Raw genomic sequence first — 24,084 nt, 5'->3', positions numbered from 1 at the left:
TGGTCACCACCGTCTGGGGAAAATTCTGTCTTCTGTCCGGTATTCGGAAGCCGGTGGGCGGGCCGGTAATGCGCAGTCGATGAAAGCACATATCAAAAGTTCCCCACGATGAAGTCTTTGAAACGGCCAAAAGCGGTCTTCATCGACCCACTCTTTTGTGCCACCTTGAAACCGCGCAGGCGAGCCAGGCGGGCCTCTTCGAGCAATCCCATCACGGTGGCGGCGCGGGGTTGAGCCACCATGTCAGCCAATGCGCTCGAATACTTGGGGATGCCGCGGCGCACGGGCTTGAGGAAGATGTCCTCGCCCAGTTCCACCATGCCCGGCATGACGGCGCTGCCGCCGGTCAGCACGATGCCCGAGGACAGCACTTCCTCGTAGCCTGAATCGCGCACCACCTGCTGCACCAAAGAAAAGATCTCTTCCACGCGCGGCTCGATCACGCCGGCCAGCGCCTGCTTGCTGATCATGCGCGGGCTGCGGTCGCCCAGGCCCGGCACTTCGACCTGGGCGTCGGGGTCGGCCAGCAGCTGCTTGGCATAGCCGCTTTCGACCTTGATGTCCTCGGCGTCCTTGGTGGGCGTGCGCAGCGCCATGGCGATGTCGCTGGTGATCAGGTCGCCCGCGATGGGAATCACGGCCGTGTGCCGGATGGCGCCGCCCGTGAAGATGGCCACGTCGGTGGCGCCCGCGCCGATATCGACCACGGCCACGCCCAGCTCGCGCTCGTCATCGGTGAGCACGGCCTGGCTCGATGCCAGCGGGTTGAGCAGCAGCTGCTCGACCTCCAGGCCGCAGCGGCGCACGCACTTGATGATGTTCTCGGCCGCGCTCTGCGCGCCCGTGACGATGTGGATCTTGGCCTCCAGGCGGATGCCGCTCATGCCGATGGGCTCGCGCACTTCCTGGCCGTCGATCACGAATTCCTGCGGCTCGACCAGCAGCAGCCGCTGGTCCGAGGAGATGTTGATGGCCTTGGCCGTCTCCATCACCCGCGCCACGTCGGTGGCCGTGACTTCCTTGTCCTTGATGGCCACCATGCCGCTGGAGTTCAGGCCGCGGATGTGGCTGCCGGTGATGCCGGTGCACACGCGCTGGATCTTGCAGTCGGCCATCAGCTCGGCCTCCTTCAGCGCCTGCTGGATGCTCTGCACCGTGGCGTCGATGTTGACCACCACGCCACGCTTGAGTCCGTTGCTCGGGGCCACGCCGAGGCCTGCGAGCTTGAGTTCGCCGTTGTACAGGACCTCGGCGACCACGACCATGACCTTGGCCGTGCCGATGTCCAGTCCGACGATCACATCTTTGTATTCTCTTGCCATATCAGCATCCGCCCCCGGTTGGTTCTGTCCTGTCGCTGTGTCGCTGCTTGGTGTGCATGTACATAGGTCTGTCCTCCCTCGTCTTCAGCGTCGGGGACGCACTGCAGCCGGCGCCTTGGCCGTGCCGGTGGTCACACCGCGCAGCCTCAGCGCATATCCGTCTTCGTAGCGCAGGTCGGCCGACTCGATGGCGTCGGCCTTGCGCTTGTATTGGGTCGTGATCTGGGGCAGCGTGCGCACGAAGCGCTGCACGCGTTGCAGCACGGCCTCCACGCTGCCGCCACCCAGTTCGATCTGTGCGTCGTTGGCCAGCCTGAGCTGCCAGCTGCCGCGCGCATTGAGCGTCAGCCCGTCGATCTCCACATCCAGCGGCCCCAGCGCCGGCACCAGCAGCCGGTACATCTGCAGCATCTGCGGGGCGCTGTCCTCTGGGCCCTGCAGGCGCGGCAGGCCGTCGCGGTCCAGCTCGCCCAGGTTGGCCTCGAAGACCTCGCCGAAGCTGTTGACCAGGCCGGTGCCCGAATCAGGCCCCCAGAAGGCCTCGGCCACATGCTCGTGCAGGATGACGCGCAGGCTGTTGGGATAGTCGCGGCGCACCTGCGCCTCCCGCACCCAGGGCACCTGCTCGAACGCCGCCTTGGCGGCCTTGAGATCCACGGTGAAGAAGTTGCCCGTGAGCACCGGCGCCACATTGGCGCGCAGCGTCACCGCGTTGTTGTGCACCAGCTCGCCCTCGACCACGATGCGGCCGATATTGAAGGCCGGATGGCGCAGCGCCCACCAGCTCACCGCTGCCAGCCCCAGCGCAGCCACGCCCACGAACAGGACCGTGGCGGTCACGTTCATGAGCTTGACGTCGAAGGGGGCCGGCAGGGAGTAGCTCATGCGTGCTCCTGCTCCGGTTGCGCGTCCAGCGCGGCGCTGGCCAGGATGCCCAGGCAGAGGTTCTCGTAGCTCACGCCGATGGCGCGGGCCGACATGGGCACCAGCGAGTGGCCCGTCATGCCCGGCGAGGTGTTGATCTCCAGCAGGAAGGGCTTGCGGTCGCTGGCGCGGATCATGATGTCGGCGCGCGACCAGCCGCGGCAGCCCAGCGTGCGGAAGGCCCGCACGACGATGCGCCGGATCTCGGCCTCTTCCTCGGCAGGCAGGCCGCTGGGGCAGTGGTACTGGGTGTCGTCGGTGAAGTACTTGTTCTGGTAGTCGTAGTTGCCTTCGGGCGCGACGATGCGGATCACGGGCAGGGCGTGGGCGCCCTCGCCGGTTCCGAGCACGGGGCAGGTGGTCTCGTCGCCTTCGATGAACTCTTCGCAGAGCACTTCGGGGTCGTACCGGGAGGCCAGCACATAGGCCTGCTCGCATTCCTCGGCTGTCCAGACCTTGGTCAGGCCGATGGTCGAGCCCTCGCGCGAGGGCTTGACGATCATGGGCGCGCCCAGCGCCTGCAGCGCGGCGCGGGTCTCGTCGGCGCTGGCGACCAGCCGCCAGTCGGGTGTGGGCAGACCCTCGAAGCGCCAGATGCGCTTGGTCATGATCTTGTCCATGGCGATGCTGGAGGCCATCACGCCGGGGCCCGTGTACGGGATGCCCAGCAGCTCCAGCGCGCCCTGCACCGTGCCGTCCTCACCGTAGCGGCCATGCAGCGCGATGAAGCAGCGGTCGAAACCGTCCTTCTTCAACTCGCCCAGGTCCCGCTCGGCGGGGTCGAAGGCATGGGCATCCACGCCCTGCGACAGCAGGGCCTTGAGCACGCCCGTGCCCGACATCAGCGAGACCTCGCGCTCGGCCGAGCGGCCGCCCAACAGCACGGCCACCTTGCCCAGGGCCTTGACATCGATCTGGGTGCCGAAGCTGCTCATTGCGCAGCTCCCTGCTGCGCCTGCAGCTCTTGTTTCTGAAGCATTTCAACCAACTTTCCGGGCACGGCGCCAATCGAGCCGGCCCCCATGCACAACAGCACGTCGCCATCGCGGGCGTGGGCGGCCAGGGCCGCCGGCAGCTCGGCAACGTCTTCCACAAAGACCGGCTCGACCCGGCCGGCCACGCGCAGGGCGCGCGCCAACGAGCGGCCATCGGCCGCCACCACCGGCGCCTCGCCGGCCGCATAGACCTCGGTCAGCAGCACGGCATCGGCCAGGCCGATGACCTTGACGAAATCCTCGAAGCAATCGCGCGTGCGGCTGTAGCGGTGCGGCTGGAAGGCCAGCACCAGGCGGCGGCCCGGGAAGGCGCCGCGCGCAGCAGCCAGCGTGGCCGCCATCTCGACAGGGTGGTGCCCGTAGTCGTCGATGACGGTGAAGATGCCACCGTCCGCTGCAGGGAGTTCGCCATAGCGCTGGAAGCGCCGGCCCACGCCCTTGAAGCTTTCGAAGGCGCGCAGCAGCGCCTCGTCGGCAATCTCCAGCTCCATGGCGACGGCCACGGCCGACAGCGCGTTGAGCACGTTGTGCTCGCCCGGCAGGCTCAGCACCACGTCCAGGTCGGGATAGCTTTGGCCGTTGCTGCGGCGCACCGTGAAATGCATGCGGCCGGCCTCGGCGCGCACGTTGAGGGCGCGCACCTGGGCGTCCTCGGCAAAGCCGTAGGTGGTCACGGGGCGGGCCACCTGGGACAGGATCTCGCGCACGGCCGGGCTGTCCACGCAGACGATGGCGCGGCCGTAGAACGGCATGCGGTGCAGGAAGTCGACGAAGGCGCCCTTGAGCCGGCCGAAGTCATGGCCGTAGGTTTCCATGTGGTCGGCGTCGATGTTGGTGACGACGGCCATCACGGGCAGCAGGTTCAGGAAGGAGGCGTCGGACTCGTCCGCCTCGACCACGATGTAGTCGCCCTGGCCCAGCTTGGCGTTGGCGCCCGCGCTGTTGAGCTTGCCGCCGATGACGAAGGTCGGGTCCAGCCCGGCCTCGGCCAGCACGCTGGTCACCAGGCTGGTGGTCGTGGTCTTGCCGTGGGCTCCTGCGATGGCGATGCCCTGCTTGAAGCGCATCAGCTCGGCCAGCATGAGTGCACGCGGCACGACGGGGATCTTGTGCGTGCGCGCAGCGACCACCTCGGGGTTGTCGGACTGCACGGCGGTGGAGGTGACGACGGCGTCAGCCCCCTCGATGTTCGCGGCCGCATGGCCGACGTGGGTGGCAATGCCCAGGCCTGCGAGCCGGCGCAGCGTGGCGCTGTCGGACAGGTCCGAGCCCGAGACGGCGTAACCCAGGTTGTGCAGCACCTCGGCGATGCCGCTCATTCCGGCGCCGCCGATGCCGACGAAATGGATGTGATGAATGGCGTGCTTCATGCGGCCAGTTCCTCACAGGCGGCGACCACCTCGGCGGTGGCTTCGGTCTTTTGCATTTTCTTGGCTTTTCCAGCGCGCTCCAGCAGCGTCGCACGCTGCATATTTTGTAGCATTTCGGCCAGGCTTTGGGCAGTCAGTGCGCTTTGTTGCATCAACCATCCACCACCGGCATCGACCAGGAAACGCGCGTTCGCGGTCTGGTGGTCGTCCACGGCGGCCGGGAAAGGCACATAGATGGCGGCTGCGCCCACGGCCGCGATCTCGGTGACCGTGCTGGCACCGGCGCGGCAGACGATGACATCGGCCTCGGCAAAGGCGCGCGCCGTATCGTCGATGAAGGGCGTCAGCTCGGCCTGCACGCCTGCCGCCGCGTAGTTGGCGCGCAGGGCGTCGATCTGTGCGGCGCCGCTTTGGTGGAGCACGACGGGGCGCACATCGGCCGGAATCAGGGCCAGCGCCTGCGGCACGATCTCGTTGAGCGCCTTGGCGCCCAGGCTGCCGCCCACCACCAGCAGGCGCAGCGGTCCGCTGCGGCCCGCAAAGCGCTGCTCGGGCGCGGGCTGCTCGGTGAAGGCCTGGCGCAAGGGGTTGCCGACCCAGCGGCCCTTGGGGAACACGTTGGGGAAGGCGGTGAAGATGCGGTGGGAGACGCTGGCCAGCACCTTGTTGGCCATGCCGGCCACGGAGTTCTGCTCATGCAGCACCAGGGGCTTGCCGGCCAGCACGGCCATCATTCCACCGGGGAAGCTGATGTAGCCGCCCAGGCCCACGACCACGTCGGGCTTGACGCGGCGCACCACGGCCAGCGCCTGCCAGAAGGCACGCAGCAGGCGCATGGGCAAAAAGGCCAGGGTCATGATGCCCTTGCCGCGCACGCCCGAGAACTCGATGGTCTCCAGCGGGAAGCCCTGGGCCGGCACGATGCGCGACTCCATGGAGCCGGGGGCGCCCAGCCAGCGCACGTTCCAGCCGCGCTCGCGCAGCGCCTGGGCCACGGCCAGGCCCGGGAAGATATGGCCGCCCGTGCCGCCGGCCATGATCAGGGCCGTGCGCTGGCGTTGCGTGCCTTGAGAGGTGGACTGCGTCATGCATGCCCTCCCTTCATCAGCAACTTGTTCTCGTAGTCCACCCTTAACACCACCGCTATCGCTATCAGATTCATGAGGATGGCCGACCCGCCGAAGCTCATCAGGGGCAGCGTCAGTCCCTTGGTCGGCAGCGCGCCCAGGTTCACGCCCATGTTGATGAAGGCCTGGAAGCCCATCCAGATCGCAATGCCCTCGGCCACCAGGCCGGAGAACACCCGGTCCAGCGCAATGGCCTGCCGCCCTATGAGCATGATGCGGCGCGTGAGCCACAGGAAGGTGACGGCGATCAGGAGCACGCCGACCAGGCCGAATTCCTCGCCGATCACGGCCAGCAGAAAGTCGGTGTGCGCCTCGGGCAGCCAGTGCAGCTTTTCGACGCTGCGGCCCAGGCCCACGCCGAAGATCTCGCCGCGCCCGATGGCGATCAACGCATGCGACAGCTGGTAGCCCTTGCCCAGGGCATGCTTTTCATCCCAGGGATTGAGGTAGGCAAAGATGCGCTCGCGCCGCCATTCGGAGGTGGCGATGATGAGCACGAAGGCCAGCACCACCAGGGCCGCGATCAGGAAGAACATGCGCGCGTTCACGCCGCCCAGGAACAGGATGCCCATGGCGATCACCACGATCACCATGAAGGCGCCCATGTCGGGCTCGGCCAGCAGCAGCACCCCGACCAGCACCACGGCCAGCCCCATGGGCAGCACGGCGCGGAAGAAGCGCTCCTTGACCTCCATCTTGCGCACCATGTAGTCGGCCGCATAGATGAGCACGGCGAACTTGGCCAGCTCGGACGGCTGGAAGTTCATGATGCCCAGGGACAGCCAGCGCCGCGCGCCGTTGACCACGGTGCCCACGTGCGGGATCAGCACGGCCACCAGCAGGACCAGGGACACCAGGAAGAGCTTGCGCGCCATGCGCTCCCAGGTGGCCATGGACACCTGGAAGGCCAGCAGCGCGCCGACGAAGGCCATGCCTATGGACATGGCATGGCGCATCAGGAAATGGGTGGGCGCGATCTTGCCGAAGCGCGGATTGTCCGGCATGGCGATCGATGCCGAATACACCATGACCAGGCTCCAGGCCAGCAGGCCTATGACCACCCAGATCAGGGCCTGGTCCAGGCCGAGCACGCTGGCCGGCGTCTGCGTGGGCCGGTGGTACTGGGGACCGCCCAGGCGCACGGGCAGCACGTCGATGGCCTTTTCCTGCGCGCCTCCGAACCAGGAGCGCATGCGGCCCAGGGCCTGGTTCATGGCGTTCATCGCGCTCATGCAGCACCTCCGAGTTCATGCCCGGCATCCAGCGCCAGCGCGCGCACGGCATCGACGAACTGGTGGGCCCGGTCCTCGTAGTTGCGGAACATGTCCAGGCTGGCGCAGGCGGGCGACAGCAGCACGGCGTCGCCTTCATGGGCGCGCGAGGCGGCCAGCTCCACGGCATCGGCCATGGTGGTGGCATCGACCAGGGGCACGCCGCAGTCCTGCAGCGCAGCGCGGATGCGGCCCGCGTCGCGGCCGATCAGCACGGCGGCGCGCACGTGGCGCGACACGGGTGCGGCCAGCGGAGAGAAATCCTGGCCCTTGCCGTCACCGCCCAGGATGACCACGATGCGGTGGTCAGGCCCCAGGCCCGACAGCGCGGCCACGGTGGCGCCCACGTTCGTGCCCTTGCTGTCGTCGTAGTACTCCACGCCGTTGACGCGGCCGATGGGCTGGACGCGGTGAGGCTCGCCCCGGTACTCGCGCAGGCCGTAGAGCAGGGGCGCCAGCGTGCAGCCGCCCGCGCTGGCCAGGGCCAGGGCGGACAGGGCATTGATGGCGTTGTGCCGGCCGCGGATGCGCAGCGCGTCGGCGGGCATCAGGCGCTGGATGTACAGGTCTTCGGCGTTCTTGCCCTTGGCGGTTTCGTCGGCCTCATGGGCGCGCACCAGCCACGTCATGCCGCTGACCACTTCCAGACCGAAGTCGCCGGGGCGGCGCGGCATGTCGCCGCCGAAGGTGATGTGGGCGCGCTGCTGGGGCTTTTGGCGCTTGCCCGGCGGCACCACGGGTGCCGGCAGCATGCGCATGACCTCGGGGTCCTCGCGGTTGAGCACCATGATGCCGCTGCTGCCGAAGATACAGGCCTTGGCATCGGCATAGGCGCGCAGGCTGCCGTGCCAGTCCAGGTGGTCCTGGGTGATATTGAGGACGGCGGCGGCCGTGGGCTCGAACATCTGCACGCCATCGAGCTGGAAGCTGGACAGCTCCAGCACCCAGGCCTGGGGCAGCGTTTCGGCATCGATGGCCTGGGTCAGCGTGTCCAGCAGCGTGGGGCCGATATTGCCCGCCACCGCCACGCGCAGGCCGGCATGCTCCAGCAGTTGGCCGGTCAGCGAGGTGACCGTGGTCTTGCCATTGGTCCCGGTAATGCCCAGCACGGTGGGACGGTAGCCATGGGCTGCGGCCAGGGCCTTGAGCGCCATGGCGAAGAGATCGAGTTCGCCGCCCACGGGCAGGCCCTGGGCCCGGGCCGTGTCGACCACGGGCGCCACGGCGGCCGGGCTCAGGCCGGGCGAGCGGTAGACCAGCCCCAGGCTCTGGCCGTCCACCAGCTGGGCCGTGAAATCTCCGGGCACGAAGCGCGCCTGGGGCAGTTCGGCGGACAGCTGTTGCAGCTGGGGCGGCGCCTGCCGCGTATCGGCCACGATGACTTCGGCGCCGCAGCGCACGCACCAGCGCGCCATGGCCAGGCCCGAGGCGCCCAGGCCCAGGATGAGCACGCGCTGGCCCTGCAGGTGCTGGGCCTGCTCGCCGGGCCAGCCGGCAGCCACGGGTGGCAGTACCTGTTCGGCTTCAACCGCCTCTTCGGTGGCGACCGGGGTGACCTCGGCGTCGGAGGAATCCGAGATGCTGGGGTCGGCAAAGATCTGGGCCACGAAGGCAGCGGCATCCCTGGCTGCCGTCAGCGTGGAGATGTCGGGCACAGGCTCGGTCATCGCCGCAGGGGCCGGGGCTGCCTCAAGCCCGAGCGCCTGCGAAGGCTCCGCAGCCAGCGGCTGCTCTGCGCCTTCCAGAGCCGCAGCCGGCGAATCGTCCAGGACCGGATCCGCGACCGGCTCGTCCGCCCGCTCGCCGGCAGACTCCGAGGCAAAGTCGGCCCCCTTGGCCAGTTCGGCATGCAGCGCCGGGACAGCGGGCTCGCCAGCCGGCAGCGCAGGAGGTTCGGTCTTGAAGTCTTCGGTGTTCATGGACTCACCTCAGCTTCAGCGTGGACAGGCCCAGCAGGCACAGCAGCATGGTGATGATCCAGAAGCGGATCACGACCTGGGTTTCCTTCCAGCCGCTCTTCTCGAAATGGTGGTGCAGCGGCGCCATCTTGAGCAGGCGACGGCCTTCGCCATAGCGCTTCTTGGTGAACTTGAACCAGGTGACCTGCAGCATCACCGACAGCGCCTCGACCACGAAGATGCCGCCCATGATGGCCAGCACGATTTCCTGGCGAACGATCACGGCGATGGTGCCCAGCGAAGCGCCCAGCGCCAGCGCGCCCACGTCGCCCATGAAGACCTGGGCCGGATGGGCGTTGAACCACAGAAAGGCCAGACCCGCTCCGGCCATCGCCGCGCAATACACCAGCAGCTCGCCCGAGCCCGGGATGTGCGGGAACAGCAGGTACTTGGCGTAGCCGGCGTTGCCGGTGACGTAGGCAAAGATGCCCAGGGCCGAGCCCACCATGATCACGGGCATGATGGCCAGGCCGTCCAGGCCATCGGTCAGGTTCACCGCATTGCTGGCGCCCACGATGACCAGGTAGGTCATGACCACGAAGCCGAGCACGCCCAGCGGGTAGCTGACTTCCTTGAAGAAGGGAACAAGCAGGCCGGCCTTGGGCGGCAGGTCCAGCGAAAAGCCCGACTGCACCCAGGTCACGAACAGCTCGAAGACCTGGGCATTGGTGTTCTCCGAAATGCAGAACACCAGGTAGAGCGCGGCCAGCAGTCCGATGACGGACTGCCAGAAATACTTCTCGCCCGAGCGCATGCCCTCGGGGTCCTTGTTGACCACCTTGCGCCAGTCATCGACCCAGCCGATGGTGCCGAAGCCCAGGGTGACCAGCAGCACGATCCAGACGAAGCGGTTGGACAGGTCGAACCACAGCAGCGTGGACACGGCGATGGACAGCAGGATCAGCGCCCCGCCCATGGTGGGCGTGCCGCTCTTGGCCAGATGGGTTTCCATGCCGTAGCCGCGCACGGGCTGGCCGATCTTGAGCGAGGTCAGCATGCGGATCAGGCGCGGCCCGGCCAGCAGGCCGATGACCAGGGCCGTGAGCGCGGCCATCACGGCGCGCATCGTGAGGTACTGGAAGACGCGCAGAAAGCCGAACTCGGGGGACAGGCCCTGCAGCCATTGGGACAGCATCAGCAGCATGCGGCCTCCTTCTTGCAACCGTCATCCTTGCCGGCCGCCTCGACCGCCTGAACCACCTGCTCCATCTTCATGAACCTCGAACCCTTGACCAGAATGCTACCCACCTCGGGCAGCGCGGCACAGGCTGCCTGTTGCAGCGAGGCCATGTCTTCGAAATGCCGGGCACCTGCACCGAATGCGGTGGCGGCGGATGTGCTTTGCGCGCCCAGCGTGAACAGCCGGGCAATGCCCAGGCTGCGCGCCAGCGCGCCCGCCTCGGCATGGAATTGCGGCCCCTGGTCGCCGACCTCGCCCATGTCGCCCAGCACCAGCAGCTGGGGAGCGGGCAGTTCGCGCAGCACCTCGATGGCCGCGGCCACCGAATCGGGATTGGCGTTGTAGCTGTCGTCGATCACGGTGACCGGGCGGCCTTGCACCGAAACGCTCAGCGCGCGCGAGCGGCCCTGCACGGGCTCGAACACGCTCAGGCCGCGTGCGATGTCGGCCAGCGGCACGCCGGCAGCCTGGGCGCAGGCCGCTGCGGCCAGCGCGTTGCGCACGTTGTGGCGGCCGGCGATGTGCAGGCGCACCGGCGCCTCGCCCTCGGGCGTGGCCAGGGTGAACTGCCAGGCATCGCCCAGCCACAGCGCGTCACGCGCGTGGATATGGGCGCCGTCGCCAGACTCGCCGAACAGCAGGCATTGGCGGGCGCCCGCCAGCTCACGCCACAGCGGCGTGTAGGTGTCGCCTGCGGGGAACACGGCCACGCCGTCGGCGGGCAGGGCCAGCAGCACGCTGCCGTTTTCGCGCGCCACGGCCTCGACCGTGTGCATGAATTCCTGGTGCTCGCGCTGGGCGTTGTTGACCAGGGCCACCGTGGGTTGGCCGATGGCGGCCAGCTCGGCAATCTCGCCGGGATGGTTCATGCCCATCTCCAGCACGGCCACGCGGTGCTGGCCGGTCATGCGCATCAGGCTCAGCGGCAGGCCGATGGAGTTGTTGAAGTTGCCGCGCGTGGCCAGCGCCGCCTCGCCCGCATGGGCACGCAGGATGGAGGCCACCATCTGCGTGACCGTGGTCTTGCCGTTGCTGCCGGTGACGGCGATCAGCGGCAGCGCGAAGCGCGCGCGCCAGGCCGTGGCCAGCGCGCCCAGGGCGGCCAGCGAATCAGGCACTTCGATGCCGGACAGGCCTGCAGCCTCCAGGCCGCCATGGGCCAGGGCTGCGGCGGCACCGGCCTCGCGGGCCTGGACCAGGAACTGGTTGGCATCGAAACGCTCGCCCTTCAAGGCGACGAACAGATCCCCGGCCTGCAGCGTGCGGGTGTCGGTGTGCACGCGCGTGAGCACGGTCTGGCCGTTGCCGACCAGCCGTGCCTGGGGGATATGCGACTGGGTCAGCTCCAGCGCTTGTTGCAAGGTCATCATGACCGCTTCTTTCCTTCACGGGCCGCCAGCGCCTTGCGCGCCTCGGCCATGTCGGAGAACGGATGGCGCTGGCCTGCCGTCTCCTGGTAGTCCTCATGTCCCTTGCCGGCGATCAGCACCACGTCGCGTTCGCTGGCGTGCGCGATCGCCTGGGCGATGGCCGCCGCGCGATCGGCCTGGGACTGCAGGTTCTCGCCCGGCTGCATGCCGGCCAGGATCTGGTCGATGATGCGGTCGGGCACTTCGCTGCGCGGGTTGTCGCTGGTGACCAGCACGCAGTCGGCATTCTTCTGGGCGGCCTGCCCCATGAGCGGCCGCTTGGTGGCATCGCGGTCTCCACCGCAGCCGAACACGCACCACAGCCGGCCCTGGCGCTGCTCGGCGGCCGGGCGCAAGGCGCGCAGGGCCTTGTCCAGCGCGTCAGGCGTGTGGGCGTAGTCCACGGCCACCAGCGGCTGGCCGGGCTGGACGATCTGCTGCATGCGGCCGGGCACGGGCTCCAGGTGGGCGCAGGCAGCGACGGCCTGGTCCAGGCTCAGGCCCAGGCAGCGCAGCGCTGCCAGCACACCCAGCAGGTTGGATACGTTGTACTGGCCCACCATGCGCGTGTGCATGCGCAGGCTGTGGCCGGCCTCGATCACGGTGAAGCTCAGGCCCTCGGCGCCCAGCGCGATGTCCTTGGCCTGCAGGCGCGCCGCGCCTTCGATGGAAATGCTCCAGACATCGAGCGCGGCAGAGGATGGGCGCGACTGCAGCGTGGCCCACAGGCGCGCGCCGTGCGCGTCGTCCACATTGACGACGGCGGCCTGCAGGCCGGGCCAGTCGAACAGCGCGGCCTTGGCATCCCAGTAGGCCTGCATGCTGCCGTGGTAGTCGAGATGGTCCTGCGTGAAATTGGTGAACATCGCCACGCGGATGCGCGTGCCGTCCAGCCGGTGCTCGACGATGCCGATGGACGAGGCCTCGATGGCGCAGGCCGCCAGGCCCGCATCGGCGTACTCGCGGAATGCGCGCTGCAGCCGCACCGGGTCGGGCGTGGTCATGCCCGTGGATTCCAGGGCGGGCGGGATGCCCACGCCCAGCGTGCCCACCAGGGCGCAGCCGCTGCGTTCCTGCAGCTTCACCTGGGCCAGCGCATGCGCCAGCCACCAGGCCGTGGTGGTCTTTCCGTTGGTGCCGGTGACGGCCAGCACGTCGATCCGGGCGCTGGGATGCTGGAACCACTGGTCGGCGATCAGGCCCGTGGCGGCCTTGAGGCCAGGCAAGGCCGCGATGTGCTCGCCGGAAAAACCGAAGCGCTCGACGCCCTGCGCTTCGACCAGGCAGGCCACGGCGCCGCGCTCCAGGGCCGAGGCCACATGGGCGCGGCCATCGGTGGCCGCGCCGGGCCAGGCAATGAAGGCATCGCCGGGCCGGACCTTGCGGCTGTCGGTCTGCAGCGTGCCGCTGCCTTGCAGGCGGGCGGCCAGCCATTGGACAGCCTCGGTGGCCGACGACAGCATCAGCAGGGCTTGGGAGGAACTCATAGCGAGGGCTCCTCCACGGGATTGGCGACGATCAAGGGCTTGACTTCCATATCGGGCTGCACGCCCATCAGGCGCAGCGTCTGCTGCACCACTTCGCTGAACACGGGTGCCGCCACGGTGCCGCCGTAGATGGTGCCGGCACTGGGCTCGTCCACCATCACGGCGACGATGATGCGCGGGTTCTCGATGGGCGCCATGCCCGTGAACCAGGCGCGGTACTTGCCGGCGGCATAGCCCTTGCCCTGCTGCTTGCGGGCCGTGCCCGACTTGCCGCCCACCGAGTAGCCGATGGTCTGGGCGCGCTGGCCCGTGCCGCCGGGGCCGGCCGCCAGGGCCAGCATCTTGCGCACCTCGTTGGCCGTGCGCGGAGAGAACACGGGCACGCCCACGGGCGGCTCGTCGGTCTTGACCATGGTGGCCGGGATCACGCGCCCGCCGTTGGCAAAGACGGTGTAGCTGCGCGTCATCTGCAGCAGGCTGGCAGACAGGCCGTAGCCATAGCCCATGGTGGCCTGCTCCACCGGCCTCCAGGTCTTGTAGGGACGCAGGCGACCGCTGGCGGCGCCGGGGAAGGAGATCTGCGGCTTCTGGCCGAAGCCCACGGCCGAGAAGGTTTCCCACATTTCCTTGGCCGGCATCTGCAGGGCGATCTTGGTCGTGCCCACGTTGCTGGACTTCTGGATCACGCCGGCCACGGTGAGCAGGCCGTAGTTGTGGGTGTCGGAAATCGTCGAGCCCGTGACGTTGACGCGGCCCGGCGTGGTGTCGATGGGCGTTTCCGGCTTGAAGCGGCCCGACTCCAGCGCCAGGCCGATGGTGATGGGCTTCATGGTCGAGCCGGGCTCGAAGGTGTCGGTGATGGCGCGGTTGCGCAGCTGCTCGCCCGTCAGGTTCTTGCGCTTGTCGGGCACGTAGCTGGGGTAGTTGGCCAGGGCCAGCAATTCGCCGGTGTGTGCATCCATGACCACCACGCTGCCCGCCTTGGCCTTGTGCGCGATGACCTGCTCCTTGAGCTTCTGGTAGGCGAAGTACTGGACCTTGCTGTCCACGGACAGCTGGATGTCGCGGCCGTCCTGAGGCGGCACTTCCTCGCCCACGCCCTCGACCACGCGGCCCAGGCGGTCCTTGATCACGCGGCGCGAGCCGGGCTTGCCGCCCAGCTCCTTGTCGAAGGCCAGCTCCATGCCTTCCTGGCCATGGTCTTCCACATTGGTGAAGCCCACGATGTGGGCGGCCGATTCGCCTTCCGGGTACTGGCGCTTGTATTCCTTGCGCTGGTAGATGCCCTTGATGTTGAGGGCATGGATCTGCTGGCCCACGTCCCAGTCGAGCTGGCGCTTGATCCAGACGAAGGTCTTGTCCTCGTCGGCCAGCTTTTCCATCAGCGCGGGCAGCGGCATCTCCATGAGCGCGGCCAGCTGCTTGAGCTTGGCCTTGACCTCGGGGTCATCCTGCTCGACATCTTCGGGAATGGCCCAGATGCTGGCGGCCGGCACGCTGGAGGCCAGGATCAGTCCATTGCGGTCCAGCAGGCGGCCGCGGTTGGCCGGCAACTCCAGCGTGCGCGCAAAACGCACCTGGCCCTGGCGCTGGAAGAAGTCGTTGCCGAACACCTGCACGTAGGCTGCGCGCGCGCCCAGGCCGACAAAGCCCAGGCCCAGCATGGCCACGATCATCTTGCTGCGCCACAGGGGTGTCTTGGACGCCAGCAAGGGGCTGGAGGTGTAGAGCACGCTGCGCGTCATGGAGCCACTCCCGTGCGCGCATCGTCATTGACGTACTGGGCGATGGCCGGCGTGGCCGGCTTCATCTGCAGGCGCTCGCGCGCCATGACCTCGATGCGCTGTGGCGTGGCCTGGGCGCGCTTTTCCACCTGCAGGCGCTGCTGCTCGGTGGCCAGGCGGCGCGATTCGGCCACGGCGCGGTCCAGTTCGGTGAACAGCCGGCGCGACTCGTACTGGTTGTGCACCAGGAAGATGGCGCTGGCCATCACCGCCAGCAGCAGCACGAGGTTCAGGCGCAGCATGCCACGCCCTCCTCTTGCGCCAGACGGTGCGTGCGCTTCATGCAGGCACCTCGGTGCGGCGGGCCACGCGCATCACGGCCGAGCGCGAACGTGCATTGGCGGCGACCTCGGCCTCGCTGGGCTTGATGCGGCCCAGGGCTTCAAGGCGCATGGGTGTGGGCGCGGCAAAGGGTGCGCGCCGGTCATAGACTTCCTTGGAATGCCTGGCAATGAACTGCTTGACGATGCGGTCTTCCAGCGAGTGGAAGCTGATCACCACCAGGCGCCCGCCCGGCGCGAGCACGCGCAGGCTGGCCTCTAGCGCCTGTTCGAGTTCTTCAAGCTCGGCATTGATGAAAATCCGAAGAGCCTGGAATGTGCGTGTCGCTGGGTTCTGCCCAGCCTCGCGGGTCCGGACCGCGCCAGCCACGAGCTCGGCAAGCTCCGCGGTATTGCGAAGGGGCCCCTGGCTTTCGCGCCGAGCAACAATCGCCTTTGCAATGGGGCCAGCAAACCGTTCTTCGCCGTAGTCACGTATCACCTCCGCAATCTGCTGGGCATCGGCTTCCGCCAGCCAGTCCGCCACGCTCTGACCGCGCGTGGTGTCCATGCGCATGTCCAGCGGACCCTCGAAGCGGAAGCTGAAGCCACGCTCGGGGTTGTCGATCTGGGGAGAGCTCACCCCCAGGTCCATCAGCACGCCCTGCACGCTGCCGGCCGGCAACTCGCCCAGGTGGCGAAACCCTTCGTGCCGAATCGAAAAACGCGCATCGGTGATGCGCGCTGCCTCTTCGATCGCGTCCGGGTCCTTGTCGAACGCCAGCAAGGTCCCGCCCGGCCCTAGCCGCTGGAGGATGCGCCGGGAATGCCCGCCTCGCCCGAACGTCGCGTCCACCCATTGCCCGGCAACGGGCTGCGCGGCGCCGCCCAGCAGCGCATCGACGGCCTCGTCGAGCAAAACGGTGATGTGTTGCAACGGCTGATTCAAGAGAACGCCTCTTTCCTAGAAAGCAAAATCCTGGAAGGCCGCAGGCATCTCTTCCTGCATGGCCTTCGCTTCATGTGCCTCATAAGTGGCCTTGTCCCACAGCTCGAAATGGTTGCCCATGCCCAGCAGCACGACCTCCTTGGTCAGACCCACGGCGTCGCGCAACTCGGGCGACACCAGCACACGGCCGGTGGCATCCATGTCCACGTCCATGGCGTTGCCCAGGAAGATGCGCTTCCACCACTGCGCCGACATGGGCAGCTGCGCGATCCGCTCGCGGAACTGCAGCCACTCCGTGCGCGGGAACAGCATCAGGCAACCATGGGGGTGTTTGGTGAGGGTGACCTGGCCCTGCGCCATGGCCAGGAGGGCGTCACGATGCCGGGTCGGCACAGACAGCCGCCCCTTGCCATCGAGATTCAGCGAGGACGCCCCTTGAAACACGGTCAGTCACCCCGGTCGGTTGGAGCCATCGCGTCCCGGAAATCGGGGCACAAAGGCAACTTTCACCACTTAATTGCACTTTTTTGCACTGTAGCAGCAATTTGGTGTTTCACAACCCGGGAATGGACAATTATTTGCAATGAAATCAACAACTTAGAGATCGAATGCAATGTGAGTGATGACAAAAAACCGAGACTTTACAAGCACTTAGGGGAGTGATTGCAAGTGAACTCTCAATCCCGGCAGGCAATTGCAACGATTCAATTCGCTGGCGACGGGGTGCAACTCGGGCCGGCCTCCTACAAAAAGTGACTGCCCGGCAATGCGGGCAGTCACTTCGATGGCGGCCGCTCGGCCGCCGGGGCAGGCTTCAGAGGATGAAGCGAGACAGGTCTTCGTCCTGGCTCAGGGACTGCAGGCGCTGGTCCACGTAGGCCGCGTCGATGGTGACGGTCTGCCCCGAAAGCTTGGCCGCATCGAAGCTGACCTCGTCCAGCAGCCGCTCGAGCACGGTGGACAGGCGGCGCGCGCCGATGTTCTCGGTGCGCTCGTTGACCTCGAAGGCGATGCCGGCCAGCCGGGTGATGCCTTCGGGCGTGAACTCCAGCGTGACGCCTTCGGTGGCCAGCAGCGCCTGGTACTGCTTGACCAGGGAGGCATGGGTCTGGGTGAGGATGGCCTCAAAGTCCTGGACCGACAGCGACTCCAGCTCCACGCGGATCGGAAAGCGGCCCTGCAGCTCGGGGATGAGGTCGCTGGGCTTGGACAGGTGGAAGGCGCCCGAGGCGATGAACAGGATGTGGTCGGTCTTGACCACGCCGTACTTGGTGGAGACGCTGGTGCCCTCGACCAGGGGCAGCAGGTCGCGCTGCACGCCCTGGCGCGAAATGTCGGAGCCGCTGCTTTCCTGGCGCGTGGCGACCTTGTCGATCTCGTCGATGAAGACGATGCCGTTTTGCTCCGCATTGGCAATGGCGCGCGTGCGCACGTCTTCCTCGTTGACGAGCTTGGCCGCTTCCTCGTCGGTCAGCAGCTTCATGGCCTCGGCAATGCGCAGCTTGCGCGTCTTGCGCTTTTCCTGGCCCATGTGGCTGAACATGCCGCGCAGCTGCTCGGCCATCTCCTCCATGCCCTGCGGGCCCATGATCTGCACCTGAGGCGGCGCGTCGGCCACGTCGATATCGATTTCCTTGTCGTCGAGCTGGCCTTCGCGCAGCTTCTTGCGAAAGACCTGGCGGGCCGTGCTGTCGGCAGCCACCTCGCCGCTGCGGGCCTGGGGCACGAGCACGTCGAGGATGCGGTCCTCTGCAGCGTCTTCGGCGCGCAGGCGCAGCTTCTTCATGTCGGCCTCGCGCGTCTGCTTGACGGCGACCTCGGCCAGATCGCGGATGATGGCGTCCACGTCCTTGCCCACGTAGCCCACTTCGGTGAACTTGGTGGCCTCGACCTTGATGAAGGGCGCATCGGCCAGCCGCGCCAGGCGGCGCGCGATCTCGGTCTTGCCCACGCCGGTGGGGCCGATCATGAGGATGTTCTTGGGCGTGATTTCCTGGCGCAGGCCGTCGGCCACGTTCTGGCGGCGCCAGCGGTTGCGCAAAGCGATGGCCACGGCGCGCTTGGCACCGGTCTGGCCGACGATGTGGCGGTCCAGTTCGGAGACGATCTCCTGGGGGGTCATGGCAGAGGACATGGTGTGTATTCGAAGCATTGCGCCGCCAGCCCCGCTTCCGTTACCTGGCCGCTGGCGGCTATCCGTTTCAATGGCCGGGCAAGAACCGCCCGCGCCGCGAGGGTCTCAGAGCGTCTCGACCGTGTGATGCATGTTGGTGTAGATGCACAGCTCGCCGGCAATCGCCAGCGACTTGCGCACGATCTCCTCCGCCGACAGCTCGGTGTTGGTCAGCAGCGCCTTGGCCGCCGAGTGCGCGTAGGCGCCACCCGATCCGATGGCCACGATGCCCTGCTCGGGCTCCAGCACATCGCCGTTGCCGGTGATGATCAGCGAGGCCGATGCATCGGCCACGGCCAGCATGGCCTCCAGCCGGCGCAGCACGCGGTCGGTGCGCCAGTCCTTGGTCAGCTCGATGGCCGCGCGCGTCAGATGGCCCTGGTGCTTTTCCAGCTTGGCCTCGAAGCGCTCGAACAGCGTGAAGGCGTCGGCCGTGGCGCCGGCAAAGCCGGCCAGCACCTTGCCGTGGTAGAGCTTGCGCACCTTGCGCGCCGTACCCTTGACGACGATGTTGCCCAATGTGACCTGGCCATCGCCACCGATGGCGACCTGCACGCCTTCGGGGGTCTGCCGGCGCACGCTGATGATGGTGGTGCCGTGATACTGTTCCATAGCGGTGCCAGATGAGGGCGGCTCCCGTCTTCTCAAGAGCCCCTCCAAAGAATGCCGCCGCTCGGCAGGTCAGTCCCGTCTCGGCGTTACCTGCGCATGCTCCTGGATGCCGATCACATTGAAGAATACGGCCACCAGCTGGTGCAGCTGGCCGAACTGCAGCACATGGCCCAGCGACTGCATGTGGGCCGCCCAGTTGAGCACGGAGCCGGCCGCCGCAAAGTCCATGCGCACCAGCTGGGTGCAGTCGATGAACACCGGCTCGCCCAGGCTGGCGCCTTCCTGCACCGGGTCCAGCCAGGTGGAGGCATCGCCTTCGATGGTGCCGGACAGCGCAAATCGCACGGTATCCGCCGGGGCGGCAGCGCCCGGCTGCACAGGGGCTTGTGCACCGCCGGACTCGACGGCTTGCGTCAGGCACTGGCAGACCGGGTCCACCCATGCAGGTGGCGAGACTTCGTAGGTCACGCAGTAGTCCAGGGCCACCAGCTCGAAATCATCCTGCCGGTTCATCAGGCGCAGCACGGCCATGCGCAGGCGCCACCACAGCGTATCCACAGCGGAGTCGCCCGACGGAGCCAGCGCGCCCAGCAGCGCCTGCAGCCGGTCCGCGTTGAGCAGCACGAATACGCCCTGGGAATCGGCCCATTGCTGAAGCAGCGCCTCCAAGGCGGTGGCTGCCGCCTCGTCGATGTGGGTCACGGCAGCCCAGTCCAGGGTCCAGGGACCGGCGGCCTTGGCCTGGGAGGCCTTCAGCGCCGTGACGGCGCTGGGCGTGACCTGGGCGGGAGCACTCCAGCGCCAGCCGCGCCCTGCCGCTGCGCCGGGAAGGGGCGCCATCGCGGCGGTGCGCTGCTGCGGCATCGCGAACCACTGGGGAGCGGAGCGGCCGAAGCGCGCCGCGAATTCAATGCCGGCCTTGTCGAACTGCAGCGGGCGATCGGCCGCGCGGTACAGGTCCAGCAAGGCCAGCCAGACCGGCAGCTGCGCAGGCACATCGCGCCGCTCGATCAGCTCCAGCATGCCCTGCTCGGCGCCGTCCACGTCGCCATTGGCAAAGAGGATGGCCGGCTCTTCGAGGTCGGGATCGTGCTCGAACACCACGAAGGATGGCGGCACCATGTCCATGGGCTGCGGGGCAGAGACCTCGGTGGCCGCGAAGGCGGGCAGAAAATCGGTGGCCCCTTCCAATGGCCGCAGGGGGCGGGCCATGGGCATGGAATCCATGAGGGGAGCCGTGGAGACGGACGGCACCTGCGGCGCAGGTGCCAGGCTCATGGGCAAGGTGGTGGCAAAGGCCGCCACATCGCCGGCCGAGGCGATGGCCGCAGGCACCACGTCGCTGAGCATGGGGATCTGGCCCGGCGGCGGCTGCTTGCGAAACGACGCCGGCGCGGGGTTGCCGCCAGCGGGCAGCGCCATGGGAATGGTGGTTGCATCGGCCGCCTGCTTGCCCCGCCACCATTGCTGGGACATCTGGGCCTCGATCTCGTCGATCTTCTTGAGCGTGACGGCGCGCTCGCCGGAGGATTTGGAGCTCAGCAGGCTGCTGAGGAATTGCGAGCCCTGCGCAGCCGGTCCGGGCACGCCGACACCGACAGATGCGCTGCCCGGCCGGGAGGCCTGTTGCAACTCGGCCTGGCGCAGGCGGCGCAGCTGGTCGAATTCGCGCTTGCGTACGAAGTCGTTGCGGCGCTTGCGCTCGATCATTTCCTTGAGCGCCTGCTTGCTGTACTGGCTCTCCTGGTCAGCGTCGAGGCCGTCGAGATCGGACCAATTGACCGTCGGGTGGCGCACAAAGCGCACCACCTTGGACAACAACCCTCCCGATTTGCTGCTCTCTTCTTTTGCCATGGCGAATCAGATTAGCACCACCGTTCCGAAGGCCGTTGCCGCAACTCAATCTCCGTACATCTTCTGCTTGAGCTCGCGTCGCTGCTGGGCCTCCAGCGACAGCGTGGCCGTGGGACGGGCCAGCAGGCGGCCCACGCCGATGGGCTCGCCGGTTTCGTCGCAGTAGCCGTAGTCGCCTGCGTCGATGCGTGCAATGGATTGCTCGATCTTCTTGAGCAGCTTGCGCTCGCGGTCGCGGGTGCGCAGTTCCAGCGCGTGCTCTTCCTCGATGGTGGCGCGGTCGGCCGGATCGGGAACCACCACGGTGTCCTCGCGCAGGTTTTCTGCCGTCTCGCCCGCGTTGGTGTGCATGTCGTGCTTGAGAGTGAGCAGCTTCAGGCGGAAAAACGCCATCTGCTTCTCATTCATGTAGTCGTCATCGGACATGGCCAGCACTTCGGCATCCGTCAGCTCCTCCGCCGACTTGGTCTTCCAGGCATTGGCCAGCTTGGGGTCTCGTTTCGTCGATCCCGACGAAGGCGTTTGCGTAGTGGTAGGCATAGTGTTGGTTTCGCTAACTTAGTCCGAGCCGGGGGCATCGGACGGGGCCATGGATGGTACTGTCAATCGAGGCGCCCGGGTCGAATGCCATGTAGGACAGCCGATCGCCGCAGTTGCGGAACCTGCCGGCTTCCCCTTGCGGCGGGGTGCGGCAATCCAGGCCGTGCGGCGGCCGTGCGTGCAAAGAGCCCTTTTCCAGCCGGCGCGGGAGGCCAGGTCGACGACGCCGACCGCAGTGCGGACCGCGGCCTTCTGGCTTGCAGCCGGGGCCTGGGCGACCACTGACGGCTTCTTGCTGGATTCGGCGCTCACTTGCTGTCTCCTCACGGTATGGGCGACCCCTGCGGGGCAGTCCATTGGGCTTGGGGGCTCTCTTCAGGGGCGCGATTGTATCGATGCTCTACAGGAGCGCAAGCCGTTGCACATACCCCACATGAAAGCAGAGGAACCGCCTGCAGATGCGGGCGGCTCCTGCGTCAATCAGATGTCAGCAAAAACCATGTGATTCCTCACAAAAGTTCACAGACGGCTCAGACCAGGCACTGCTCCAGGCCCTGCAGGAAGATGTCCTGGGGCAGGTCGATGCCGATGAAGACCATCTTGCTCTGGCGCTTTTCGTCTTCGGCCCATTGCGGTCCCAGGTCGCTGCCCATGAGCTGGTGCACCCCCTGGAAGATGACCTTGCGCTCCGTGCCCTGCATGTTCAGCACGCCCTTGTAGCGCAGCATGCGCGGGCCATAGATGTTGACGATGGCGCCCAGGAAGTCCTCCAGGCGGGCAGGGTCGAACGCGCGGTCGGCACGGTAGACGAAGCTCTTGACGTCGTCATCGTGATGATGGTGGTGAGGATGATTGCAGTGTTCGCCGTGCTCGTGGTCATGGGCGTGGCTGTGGGCGTGGTCGTGCCCGCAGTTCTCGTCATGCTCGTGGTCATGGCTGCAGTGCTCGCCATGCTCGTGCTTGTGATCATGGCCGTGGTCGTGATCGTCTTCCTTGAGGAAGTCGGGATCGATGTCCAGCTTGGCATTGAGGTTGAAGCCACGCAGGTCGAAGACTTCGTTCAGGGGCACTTCGCCGAAATGCACGGCGCGGATGGGCGCGCGCGGATTCATGTGCTTGAGGCGGTGGATGAGCGCGTTCTTCTCGTCCTCGCTGACCAGGTCGGTCTTGGACAGGAAGAGCTGGTCGGCAAAGCCGACCTGGCGGCGCGCTTCCTGGCGGTCGTCCAGCTGCTGGTTGGCGTGCTTGGCGTCGACCAGGGTCAGGATGGAGTCGATGAGATAGGTCTCGGCGATCTCGTCGTCCATGAAGAAGGTCTGGGCGACGGGACCGGGATCGGCCAGGCCCGTGGTCTCGATCACGATGCGGTCGAACTCCACCAGGCCCTTGCGGCGCTTGGAGGCCAGCAGCTGCAGGGTCTCGCGCAGGTCTTCGCGGATGGTGCAGCAGATGCAGCCGTTGCTCATCTGCAGGATCTGCTCCTTGGACTCCGTCCTGAGGATGTCGGTGTCGATGTTTTCCTCGCCGAACTCGTTCTCGATCACGGCGATCTTCATGCCGTGGGACTCGCTGAGCACGCGCTTGAGCAGCGTGGTCTTGCCCGAGCCCAGGAAGCCGGTAAGGATGGTGACGGGAATCAGTGCCATGGGATTGCTTTCAGAAAATTCAGCAAAGGGAAGCAGCAAGGCCCGTCCACCATGGACGGGCCTTGTCGAAAAGACGTTCCGAATAAGTTTAGCGAGCCTGTCAAGTGCTGTTTTGCCAGAGGGCTTGGCCCTTTTTATTCGAGGTTGTCCTTTTCAGGGGTTTCGCCGATTTCGCCGACTTGCCTGCTGTCGCCGCTCTTGCGGCGCGCGCGCGGGTGGGCGCTCTCGTAGGCCTGGGCCAGATGCTGGAAATCCAGGCGCGTGTAAATCTGCGTGGTCGAGATGCTGGCGTGGCCCAGCAGCTCCTGCACGGCGCGCAGATCGCCACTGGACTGCAGCATGTGGCTGGCGAACGAATGCCGCAGCACATGGGGATGGACACCGGCCGACAGGCCGGACTGCTGCCCGCGCTGGCGCAGCCGCGCCCAGACCGACTGCGCGCCCAGGCGCTCGCCGCGCCGGCCGATGAAAAGGGCGGGTTCGTGCTGCGCAGCCTGCGCGGCCGCCCCCGCAAGACCCGTTTCCCGAAGGGCCAGCCAGCGCTGCAGCGCCTGCAGCGCGGCCGCTCCCACGGGCACGGTGCGGCGCTTGCCGCCCTTGCCCTGCACGTGGGCGTCGGCGGACTGCAGGTCTATCCAGCCACGGCCCTGGCGCTGCGTGTCCTGGCCGGGCGCCACGTCCAGGCCTACCAGCTCGCCCACGCGCAGGCCGCAGCTGTACAGCAATTCGGTGATGGCGGCGTCGCGCGCCTCGATCCAGGGGTCGGCATCGGCGTTGCTGAAGGCGGCCAGCTGCACGGCGTCATCCACGCCCAATGCCTTGGGCAGGGGTTTGGGGGCCTTGGGGCCGCGCACGCCCTCCACAGGATTGAAAGGCACCAGCGACTGCTGGGCCGCCCAGCGGAAGAAGCTGCGCCAGCCAGACAGGATGAGCGCAATGCCGCGCGGGCTGCGGCCCCGGGAATGCATCCGGGCCACGAAACGGCGGATGTGGGCGGGCTGCAGCGCCAGCAGATCCAGGCCGGCGTCGCGGGCCATGGCGCACAGCCGGGCCATGTCCAGCGCATAGAGCTCGCAGGTGCGGTCAGCCAGGCGCTTTTGCACGCGCACATGCTCCAGATAGGCATGGACGGCGGAGGGGAGCAGCGCCAGGTCCTCTGCCTCCAGATCCTCTGCCGGAAGGCCGCCTTCCGGGAGCCCGTCCCTGTCCGATGCCCCCGGCAT

The 24,084-nt window shown here is 67.4% G+C and carries 20 protein-coding genes; all 20 read right to left on the bottom strand.

What is annotated here, in order from left to right:
- Positions 1–92: 92 nt before the first annotated feature.
- A complete protein-coding gene (ftsA, locus tag ACF8ME_RS18415) occupies positions 93–1,322 on the bottom strand; it encodes a cell division protein FtsA (protein ID WP_012203404.1) in 1,230 nt (409 codons plus the stop codon).
- A gap of 84 nt (positions 1,323–1,406) precedes the next feature.
- Complete coding sequence (locus ACF8ME_RS18410) at positions 1,407–2,207, bottom strand: cell division protein FtsQ/DivIB (RefSeq protein WP_016448028.1); 801 nt, start codon at positions 2,205–2,207, stop codon at positions 1,407–1,409.
- Positions 2,204–3,181, bottom strand: a complete 978-nt coding sequence (locus ACF8ME_RS18405; protein ID WP_017404614.1) for a D-alanine--D-alanine ligase — start codon at positions 3,179–3,181, stop codon at positions 2,204–2,206. Before ACF8ME_RS18405 ends, ACF8ME_RS18410 begins: the two co-directional genes overlap by 4 nt.
- Complete coding sequence (gene murC / locus ACF8ME_RS18400) at positions 3,178–4,611, bottom strand: UDP-N-acetylmuramate--L-alanine ligase (RefSeq protein WP_016453132.1); 1,434 nt, start codon at positions 4,609–4,611, stop codon at positions 3,178–3,180. The genes ACF8ME_RS18405 and murC overlap by 4 nt, the downstream gene beginning before the upstream one ends.
- The gene (gene murG / locus ACF8ME_RS18395) at positions 4,608–5,699 is read right to left on the bottom strand and encodes an undecaprenyldiphospho-muramoylpentapeptide beta-N-acetylglucosaminyltransferase (RefSeq protein WP_016448031.1); all 1,092 of its coding nucleotides are present in this window, start codon (positions 5,697–5,699) and stop codon (positions 4,608–4,610) included. Before murG ends, murC begins: the two co-directional genes overlap by 4 nt.
- Positions 5,696–6,961 (bottom strand): putative lipid II flippase FtsW, encoded by a 1,266-nt coding sequence (gene ftsW / locus ACF8ME_RS18390; RefSeq protein ID WP_017404612.1) that lies wholly within the window; start codon positions 6,959–6,961, stop codon positions 5,696–5,698. Before ftsW ends, murG begins: the two co-directional genes overlap by 4 nt.
- Before the next feature lie 5 nt (positions 6,962–6,966).
- A complete protein-coding gene (gene murD, locus ACF8ME_RS18385; protein ID WP_046983934.1) occupies positions 6,967–8,928 on the bottom strand; it encodes a UDP-N-acetylmuramoyl-L-alanine--D-glutamate ligase in 1,962 nt (653 codons plus the stop codon).
- 4 nt (positions 8,929–8,932) lie between these two features.
- The gene (gene mraY / locus ACF8ME_RS18380; protein WP_016448034.1) at positions 8,933–10,111 is read right to left on the bottom strand and encodes a phospho-N-acetylmuramoyl-pentapeptide-transferase; all 1,179 of its coding nucleotides are present in this window, start codon (positions 10,109–10,111) and stop codon (positions 8,933–8,935) included.
- On the bottom strand, positions 10,102–11,517 hold the full coding sequence (gene murF, locus ACF8ME_RS18375) for a UDP-N-acetylmuramoyl-tripeptide--D-alanyl-D-alanine ligase (protein WP_392417719.1): 1,416 nt from the start codon (positions 11,515–11,517) through the stop codon (positions 10,102–10,104). The genes mraY and murF overlap by 10 nt, the downstream gene beginning before the upstream one ends.
- The gene (locus tag ACF8ME_RS18370; protein ID WP_392417717.1) at positions 11,514–13,043 is read right to left on the bottom strand and encodes a UDP-N-acetylmuramoyl-L-alanyl-D-glutamate--2,6-diaminopimelate ligase; all 1,530 of its coding nucleotides are present in this window, start codon (positions 13,041–13,043) and stop codon (positions 11,514–11,516) included. The genes murF and ACF8ME_RS18370 overlap by 4 nt, the downstream gene beginning before the upstream one ends.
- Positions 13,040–14,788, bottom strand: a complete 1,749-nt coding sequence (locus ACF8ME_RS18365) for a penicillin-binding protein 2 (RefSeq protein WP_013804112.1) — start codon at positions 14,786–14,788, stop codon at positions 13,040–13,042. The genes ACF8ME_RS18370 and ACF8ME_RS18365 overlap by 4 nt, the downstream gene beginning before the upstream one ends.
- Positions 14,785–15,069, bottom strand: a complete 285-nt coding sequence (ftsL, locus tag ACF8ME_RS18360) for a cell division protein FtsL (protein WP_012203393.1) — start codon at positions 15,067–15,069, stop codon at positions 14,785–14,787. The genes ACF8ME_RS18365 and ftsL overlap by 4 nt, the downstream gene beginning before the upstream one ends.
- A 37-nt stretch (positions 15,070–15,106) precedes the next feature.
- On the bottom strand, positions 15,107–16,036 hold the full coding sequence (rsmH, locus tag ACF8ME_RS18355) for a 16S rRNA (cytosine(1402)-N(4))-methyltransferase RsmH (protein ID WP_034366292.1): 930 nt from the start codon (positions 16,034–16,036) through the stop codon (positions 15,107–15,109).
- A 15-nt stretch (positions 16,037–16,051) separates the two neighbouring features.
- Entirely contained in the window at positions 16,052–16,480 is a 429-nt protein-coding gene (gene mraZ / locus ACF8ME_RS18350) for a division/cell wall cluster transcriptional repressor MraZ (RefSeq protein WP_026062826.1), read from the bottom strand.
- Between the two features lie 370 nt (positions 16,481–16,850).
- Positions 16,851–18,170: an ATP-dependent protease ATPase subunit HslU gene (gene hslU, locus ACF8ME_RS18345; protein ID WP_193616008.1), complete on the bottom strand. Its 1,320-nt coding sequence runs from the start codon at positions 18,168–18,170 to the stop codon at positions 16,851–16,853.
- Between the two features lie 105 nt (positions 18,171–18,275).
- Entirely contained in the window at positions 18,276–18,821 is a 546-nt protein-coding gene (gene hslV, locus ACF8ME_RS18340) for an ATP-dependent protease subunit HslV (RefSeq protein WP_016448040.1), read from the bottom strand.
- A gap of 69 nt (positions 18,822–18,890) precedes the next feature.
- Positions 18,891–20,675 (bottom strand): STAS domain-containing protein, encoded by a 1,785-nt coding sequence (locus ACF8ME_RS18335; protein WP_034366288.1) that lies wholly within the window; start codon positions 20,673–20,675, stop codon positions 18,891–18,893.
- A gap of 45 nt (positions 20,676–20,720) precedes the next feature.
- A complete protein-coding gene (gene dksA / locus ACF8ME_RS18330) occupies positions 20,721–21,215 on the bottom strand; it encodes an RNA polymerase-binding protein DksA (protein ID WP_016448042.1) in 495 nt (164 codons plus the stop codon).
- Positions 21,216–21,745: 530 nt separating this feature from the next.
- Positions 21,746–22,861 (bottom strand): GTP-binding protein, encoded by a 1,116-nt coding sequence (locus ACF8ME_RS18325; RefSeq protein ID WP_017407136.1) that lies wholly within the window; start codon positions 22,859–22,861, stop codon positions 21,746–21,748.
- Positions 22,862–22,995: 134 nt separating this feature from the next.
- On the bottom strand, positions 22,996–24,084 hold the full coding sequence (locus tag ACF8ME_RS18320; protein ID WP_277849410.1) for a tyrosine recombinase XerC: 1,089 nt from the start codon (positions 24,082–24,084) through the stop codon (positions 22,996–22,998).

Source organism: Delftia sp. WSY_7 (assembly GCF_043104845.1).
In the GTDB taxonomy this organism is placed as follows: domain Bacteria; phylum Pseudomonadota; class Gammaproteobacteria; order Burkholderiales; family Burkholderiaceae_C; genus Comamonas; species Comamonas tsuruhatensis.
The sequence above is the reverse complement of the archived record's forward strand: the minus strand, read 5'-3'. Positions and strand labels throughout refer to the sequence as shown.

Excerpts from the sequence above, each read along its gene's own strand:
- ftsL (WP_012203393.1), bottom strand. The coding sequence starts at position 15,069 with ATGCTGCGCCTGAACCTCGTGCTGCTGCTGGCGGTGATGGCCAGCGCC.
- ACF8ME_RS18410 (WP_016448028.1), bottom strand. The coding sequence starts at position 2,207 with ATGAGCTACTCCCTGCCGGCCCCCTTCGACGTCAAGCTCATGAACGTG.
- hslU (WP_193616008.1), bottom strand. The coding sequence starts at position 18,170 with ATGTCCTCTGCCATGACCCCCCAGGAGATCGTCTCCGAACTGGACCGC.
- mraY (WP_016448034.1), bottom strand. The coding sequence starts at position 10,111 with ATGCTGCTGATGCTGTCCCAATGGCTGCAGGGCCTGTCCCCCGAGTTC.
- hslV (WP_016448040.1), bottom strand. The coding sequence starts at position 18,821 with ATGGAACAGTATCACGGCACCACCATCATCAGCGTGCGCCGGCAGACC.
- murG (WP_016448031.1), bottom strand. The coding sequence starts at position 5,699 with ATGACGCAGTCCACCTCTCAAGGCACGCAACGCCAGCGCACGGCCCTG.
- ACF8ME_RS18365 (WP_013804112.1), bottom strand. The coding sequence starts at position 14,788 with ATGACGCGCAGCGTGCTCTACACCTCCAGCCCCTTGCTGGCGTCCAAG.
- ftsW (WP_017404612.1), bottom strand. The coding sequence starts at position 6,961 with ATGAACGCCATGAACCAGGCCCTGGGCCGCATGCGCTCCTGGTTCGGA.
- murF (WP_392417719.1), bottom strand. The coding sequence starts at position 11,517 with ATGATGACCTTGCAACAAGCGCTGGAGCTGACCCAGTCGCATATCCCC.
- ACF8ME_RS18325 (WP_017407136.1), bottom strand. The coding sequence starts at position 22,861 with ATGGCACTGATTCCCGTCACCATCCTTACCGGCTTCCTGGGCTCGGGC.
- ACF8ME_RS18405 (WP_017404614.1), bottom strand. The coding sequence starts at position 3,181 with ATGAGCAGCTTCGGCACCCAGATCGATGTCAAGGCCCTGGGCAAGGTG.
- ACF8ME_RS18335 (WP_034366288.1), bottom strand. The coding sequence starts at position 20,675 with ATGGCAAAAGAAGAGAGCAGCAAATCGGGAGGGTTGTTGTCCAAGGTG.
- murD (WP_046983934.1), bottom strand. The coding sequence starts at position 8,928 with ATGAACACCGAAGACTTCAAGACCGAACCTCCTGCGCTGCCGGCTGGC.
- murC (WP_016453132.1), bottom strand. The coding sequence starts at position 4,611 with ATGAAGCACGCCATTCATCACATCCATTTCGTCGGCATCGGCGGCGCC.
- dksA (WP_016448042.1), bottom strand. The coding sequence starts at position 21,215 with ATGCCTACCACTACGCAAACGCCTTCGTCGGGATCGACGAAACGAGAC.
- ftsA (WP_012203404.1), bottom strand. The coding sequence starts at position 1,322 with ATGGCAAGAGAATACAAAGATGTGATCGTCGGACTGGACATCGGCACG.
- ACF8ME_RS18370 (WP_392417717.1), bottom strand. The coding sequence starts at position 13,043 with ATGAGTTCCTCCCAAGCCCTGCTGATGCTGTCGTCGGCCACCGAGGCT.
- ACF8ME_RS18320 (WP_277849410.1), bottom strand. The coding sequence starts at position 24,084 with ATGCCGGGGGCATCGGACAGGGACGGGCTCCCGGAAGGCGGCCTTCCG.